The 1065-nt window shown below is 75.7% G+C and carries 1 protein-coding gene; it reads left to right on the forward strand.

The annotated features are described in order from the left end of the window. The coding region (locus PROKR_RS07700) for a glycoside hydrolase family 127 protein (RefSeq protein WP_036961509.1) at nt 1-1065 on the forward strand (1065 nt) is incomplete at both ends.

Here is a 1065-nt window from a genome sequence, read left to right on the forward strand (position 1 = left end):
GGCGCGGGCGCGGCACCCTGGCGCCGATCGCGCTGCTCGGCCCGGCCTACTTCCAGGACGACGTCCCGGTGCGCGACGCCGACGTCTGGCGCGGCCATGCCGTGCGCGCCCTGTACCTCGCGGCCGGGGCGGTCGACGTCGCCGTCGACACGCACGACGACGACCTCCGCGCCGCCGTCGAACGGCAGTGGACGCGCTCGGTGGAGCGGCGCACCTACCTCACCGGTGGCATGGGTTCGCGGCACCAGGACGAGGGCTTCGGCGACGACTGGGAGCTGCCGCCCGACCGCGCGTACTGCGAGACGTGCGCGGGTGTCGCGTCGGTCATGGTCTCGTGGCGCCTGCTGCTCGCCACGGGTGAGGCACGCTACGCCGACCTCATCGAGCGCACCCTCTACAACGTGGTGGCCACGTCGCCCCGCGCGGACGGCCGCGCGTTCTTCTACGCCAACCCGCTGCAGCAGCGTGAGCCCGGCGCGGACGTGCGGCCCGACGCCGTCAACCCGCGCGCCGAGGGCGGTGTGCGGGCGCCATGGTTCGACGTCTCGTGCTGCCCGACCAACGTGGCCCGCACCCTCGCCTCGTGGCAGGCGTACGCGGCGTTCGTCGAGGAGGCGCCCGGCGGTTCGTCGGACGCGGGTCCTTCGGACGCCGGTTCTTCGGACGCCGGCGCGGCCGACGGAGTCGTCGTGTCGCTGGCCCAGTACGCCGCGGGCGACCTGCGCGTAGCCCTCGGCGACGGCGGCGAGCTCGCCCTACGGGTCACCACGGAGTACCCGCACGACGGCCGCGTCAGTGTCGAGGTCACCACCGTCCCCGAGCGGCCGGTGACGCTGCGCCTGCGCGTACCGCACTGGGCCGACGGCGCGACGCTCACCAGGGCGGACGGGTCGGCCACGGCCGTCGCGCCGGGCTGGACGACGGCTGGCGGTACCAGTACCGGCACGGGCACCGGAGCCGCGCTCGCCGTCGGTGATGTCCTCACGCTCGACCTGCCTGTCGGCCCGCGCCTGACCTGGCCCGACCCCCGGGTCGACGCCGTGCGCGGCACGGTGGCGGTCGAGC

The sequence above is a fragment of the Promicromonospora kroppenstedtii DSM 19349 genome (assembly GCF_000515355.1).
In the GTDB taxonomy this organism is placed as follows: domain Bacteria; phylum Actinomycetota; class Actinomycetes; order Actinomycetales; family Cellulomonadaceae; genus Promicromonospora; species Promicromonospora kroppenstedtii.